Genomic DNA, 4,731 nt, shown 5'->3' with positions numbered 1-4,731 from the left:
TGTCGGCGGCTCGAAGGGTGTCGCCAATGCCGGTATTGGTGCATCGGTGGGTGGACGCAACGGCGTAAACGCCGGTGTGGGCGCCACGGTCGGTGGATCGCGAGGCTTGGCGAATGCCAATGTCGGTGCGTCGGTCGGCGGGCGGAACGGCGTGAATGCGGGCGTCAACGCCAATGTCGGCGGCTCCCGTGGCCTGCTGGACGCGAACGCGCGAGCAACGGTTGGCGGTTCGAGCGGCCTCGGTGTTGGCATCGGCGCCAATGTCGGCGGTAGCGGGTTGATCGACGCGGATGTCGACGTCAGCCTTGGAGGTGACGACGACGGCGTAACACCCACCACGCCCACCGATCGTGACAAGCCCGGTGACGGCCGCCCCACCCCCGGCAAGGATCGGGATCGCGCGATCGTCGACGACTTTGCCCAGCTGTCGCCAAGCGACAAGCAGCAGATGATCAAGCGCTGCCGTGGCGTCAACAGCGGCGGCTATGATGCGGCCCTGGTGAAACTCTGCCGCCTGCTGGAAACGGCATCGCGCTAATATGGGCAATGACGGCGGTCGTTTTCGGCCGCCATCAGCTCTGGCTCTGCGACTGGCTCTGGCTGGTCGCTTCCACCTTGATAGCGACACTCATCGTTTCGGCCGAACGCCCCAAAACCATGCCGGAAACGGGGGCGGCGTCCGTATAGTCCAAGCCGCTCGATAGGCGGACATAGCGCGCATCGGGGCAGATCTTGTTGGCGGCATCGAAACCGACCCAGCCAAGACCTTGCAGGTGCACTTCCGCCCAGGCGTGGCTTGCCGTCTGCTCCGGCTCTTCCATTAGCAGATAACCGGAGACATAACGGGCGGGAATGCCGAGATGCCGCGCGGCGGCGAGGAAGATATGGGCGTGGTCCTGGCAGACACCCTGCCTCTTCTCAAGCGCCTGCTCCGCCGTCGTATCGGCGGCGGTCTCGCCTGGCTTGTATTCGACGCCGGTATGGATCGCCGCCATGACGGCGTGCATACGGGCCAGCTCGTTGTCGCCCGTCGCGGCTCTGGCGAGATCGCGGATGAGTTTTCCCGGCTTGGTCAGCGGCGTCTCGCGCAGATAGAGCCACAGCGGCACGAATCCCTGATGCGGGCCGAAGACACCGGCGCGGTCTTCCGTATCCACCTCGCCCTCGGCGACGATGCGGATCGTCACCTGCTCGGCATTGGTGCTGACGAGATCGACATGGTTGCCGAAATGGTCGGTATAGCCGGCCTCGACGCGGGCTCCGTGCACGGTGGTCGCCCACGCGCGTACGATCTGGCCCGGCTGCGTCTTCGGCGTCAGCCGCAGGCGCTGCAGGGAATATTGCACCGGGTCGTCATAGGTATATTCGGTCGTGTGGCTGATCTTCAGTCGCATCGCTCGCCCCCCGCTCAACGATAGAAGCGATAGCCGTCGGAGATCTCTTCCCCGAGGCGGTTGTTGTGCACGATGAATTCCTCGATGAATTCGTGGAGACCCTGTTCCATGATGTCGTCGATGCTGCGGCTTCTCAGCAGCATCAGCGTCGCGGACGCCGTCTCGTGCGCCGCATGGTTGTCGCCGTAGAGCTTGGCGAGATAACCGAGATTGCTGACGAGCTTGTCGTAGCTATAGGCCAGCGAGCGCGGCATGCGGTCGTTGAGGATCAGGAAGTCGGAAATATTGGTCGAGGAATAGTCGCCGTCATAGACCCAGCTGTAGGAACGATGCGCCGAAACCGAACGCAGGATCGATTCCCACTGCATATTGTCGAGCGACGAACCGACCTTGGCGATGGCCGGCAGCAGCACATAATACTTCACGTCGAGAATGCGGGCCGTGTTGTCCGCCCGCTCGATGAAGGTGCCGATGCGCGAGAAGTTGTAGATATCGTCGCGCAGCATGGTGCCGTGGAAGGCGCCGCGAATGAGGGCGGTGCAGCGTTTGATCGTACCGATCACCTCCGGCATGTCGGCGGGCTTCACGCGTTTGGAGAGTGCCAGCTTCAGCTCGATCCAGCACTCGTTCGTCGCTTCCCAGGTCTCGCGCGTCAATGCGGTGCGCACCATGCGGGCATTGTTGCGGGCCGCCTCGATGCAGGACATGACGCTCGACGGGTTCGAGTGGTCGCGCAGCAGGTAGTCGATCGCGTCGGCGCTCGTCAGCTTGTGGTGGACGGTGTCGAAATCCTCGCGCACGCCGGCACTTTGCAGAACGCCGTCCCAATCCTCATCGGACGAGCCGGAGCGTGTCAGCGCCATGCGCAGGCCCGCATCGATGAGACGGGCGATGTTTTCGGCACGCTCGATATAGCGGAACATCCAGTAGAGGCCGTTTGCAGTTCTTCCCAGCATAGGCATCAGTCCTCCAGTACCCAGGTGTCCTTCGTGCCGCCGCCCTGGCTGGAGTTGACCACCAGCGAGCCTTCTTTCAGCGCCACGCGGGTCAGCCCGCCGGGAATGATCTGCACCTTGTCGGAAACCAGCACATAGGGACGGAGATCGACGTGCCGGGGCGCGATACCCTTGTTGACGAGGATCGGGACCGTCGAGAGCGACAGCGTCGGCTGTGCGATATAGTTGGAGGGGCGGGCCTTCAGCTTTTCGGCGAAGGCCGCACATTCCTTCTTGGAGGCGGTCGGGCCGACGAGCATGCCGTAGCCGCCCGAGCCGTGCACTTCCTTCACCACCAGTTCCTCGAGATGCTCGAGCACGTATTTGAGGCTGTTCTCCTCCGAGCAGCGCCAGGTCGGTACGTTCTCGAGGATCGCCTTGCGGCCGGTATAGAACTCGACGATTTCAGGCATGTAGGAATAGATCGCCTTGTCGTCGCAAATGCCGGTGCCGGGGGCATTGGCAATCGTGATGTTGCCGGCCTTGTAGACATCCATGATGCCGGGAATGCCGAGCGCCGAATCCGGCCGGAAGGTGAGGGGGTCGAGGAAATCGTCGTCGACGCGGCGATAGAGCACGTCGATCGCCTCGTAGCCGCGGGTCGTGCGCATCTTCACCTTGCCGTCGACGACGCGCAGGTCCGAGCCTTCGACCAGTTCCACGCCCATCATGTCGGCGAGGAAGGAATGCTCGTAGTAGGCAGAGTTGAAAATGCCCGGGGTCAGCACCGCAATGCGCGGCTTGCCAGAACAGCCGGGGGGCGCAAGGGATGCAAGGCTCTGCCGCAATGTCTTCGGATAGTCCTCGACCGGGCGCACCTTGTTCAGGTGGAACAGCTCCGGGAACATCTGCATCATGGTTTCCCGGTTTTCCAGCATGTAGCTGACGCCGGAGGGTGTGCGGGCATTGTCTTCCAGCACGTAGAACTGGTCCTCGCCGGTGCGCACGATGTCGGTGCCGACGATGTGGGTATAGACGCCGCCTGGCGGCTTGAAGCCGATCATCTGCGGCAGGAAGGCGACGTTGCGCTCGATCAGCTCGCGCGGCACGCGGCCGGCCTTGATGATTTCCTGCTTGTGGTAGATGTCGTCGAGGAAGGCGTTGAGGGCGATGACCCGCTGTTCGATGCCCTGGGCGAGCTTGCGCCACTCCCGGCCGGAAATGATGCGCGGTATGATATCGAAGGGGATGAGCTTTTCGGAGCTGTCTGCGTGTCCATAGACCGCGAAGGTGATGCCGGTTTTTCGAAAGAGATTTTCGGCTTCTCTTGATTTGGCGATCAGGCGAGCCCGATCCTGTCCTTCATACCAGTCATGGTAGTTTTCGTAGGGTTGCCGCGGGTTGCTGTCCGCGTTCATCATTTCATCAAATGCCAAAGGCGTGTTCCCCATTTTTCGCCATTTGAGTACAACATAAGAGGCAATGCAAGAACCATGCTCAATGAGAGGGAAAGAATTCTCATACCGCTTTGGGTGCGTTTAAACCGGCCATGGCGACGGTTTTTTGCAATGGCTGCGCAACCGCCGGCGGTGCCTCTGCCGAAATGATTGGCAGATGCCGAAAGCGTGGTCGCACCGCCTTTCGCTGAACCTAAGCATCAAGGAAATTCCTTTGACCATCACGGGGGCAGCGCCTATCGCTCGCGCACGCTTGTCCTGATGCCGGAAGTCCCATGTCCCTCGATCGCCTGGCCCCGGCCATCTTCGTTCTGCTCTGGTCGACCGGCTGGGTCGTGGCCAAATACGCCACCTTCGTTTCCGAGCCGCTGACATTCCTCAGCATCCGCTACCTGACAGCCGCGATCCTGTTTGCCGGCTTCTGTCTCGTCTCGGGTGCGGCCTGGCCGCGCGACCGGCGCACCATCGTGCACGCCGTCATCTCCGGCGCCTTCCTGCACGGCATCTATCTCGGGGCCGTCTGGTGGGCGATCGGGCAGGGCGTGCCGGCAGCGCTCTCCTCGATCATCGCAGCACTTCAGCCGCTGATGACGGCCTTGGCCGCGCCCTTCTTCATCGGCGAGCGGCTGAGCGGCACGCAGAAGATGGGGCTCGGCCTCGGTTTCCTGGGCGTGCTGCTTGCCGTGCTGCCGAAATTCTTCGGCCATGGCGCGGCGGAAATTCCGGCCTTCGCCATCGTCGTCAACATGCTCGGCATGGCCGCCGTCACCTATGGCACGATCTACCAGAAACAATATCTGCCGACCGGCGACATCCGCGCCATCGCGACGCTGCAATATGTCGGCGCGCTGGTCGTCACCTTCCCCTTCGCTGCGGGGCTGGAAAACCTGCATGTCGATTTCGGCCTGACCTTCGTGGCGCTGCTCGCCTGGGCCGTGCTCGGCA

General features: G+C 62.5%; 5 protein-coding genes. 2 read left to right on the top strand and 3 right to left on the bottom strand.

What is annotated here, in order from left to right:
• The coding region (locus tag ACOZKU_RS20110; RefSeq protein ID WP_421580355.1) for a hypothetical protein at nt 1-538 on the top strand (538 nt) is incomplete at its 5' end.
• Between the two features lie 34 nt (nt 539-572).
• Here ACOZKU_RS20110 and ACOZKU_RS20105 read toward each other — a convergent pair.
• The 3 genes from ACOZKU_RS20105 to ACOZKU_RS20095 are packed head-to-tail and all read right to left on the bottom strand — an operon-like array spanning nt 573 to nt 3,765.
• Complete coding sequence (locus ACOZKU_RS20105) at nt 573-1,394, bottom strand: transglutaminase family protein (RefSeq protein ID WP_421580354.1); 822 nt, start codon at nt 1,392-1,394, stop codon at nt 573-575.
• Between the two features lie 14 nt (nt 1,395-1,408).
• The gene (locus ACOZKU_RS20100; RefSeq protein ID WP_314085636.1) at nt 1,409-2,350 is read right to left on the bottom strand and encodes an alpha-E domain-containing protein; all 942 of its coding nucleotides are present in this window, start codon (nt 2,348-2,350) and stop codon (nt 1,409-1,411) included.
• A gap of 5 nt (nt 2,351-2,355) precedes the next feature.
• Nucleotides 2,356-3,765 carry a circularly permuted type 2 ATP-grasp protein gene (locus ACOZKU_RS20095; protein ID WP_314085634.1) on the bottom strand — a complete coding sequence of 470 codons (1,410 nt, stop codon included), beginning with the start codon at nt 3,763-3,765 and terminating at the stop codon, nt 2,356-2,358.
• 296 nt (nt 3,766-4,061) lie between these two features.
• Between ACOZKU_RS20095 and ACOZKU_RS20090 the strand changes: the two genes are divergently transcribed.
• Nucleotides 4,062-4,731, top strand: a 670-nt coding sequence (locus tag ACOZKU_RS20090) for a DMT family transporter (protein WP_421580353.1), incomplete at its 3' end; no start/stop codon positions are given.

The organism is Shinella sp. M31 (assembly GCF_049199205.1).
Classification (GTDB): domain Bacteria; phylum Pseudomonadota; class Alphaproteobacteria; order Rhizobiales; family Rhizobiaceae; genus Shinella.
Note: the sequence above shows the minus strand (reverse complement) of the source record. Positions and strands in the feature narration are given on the sequence as shown.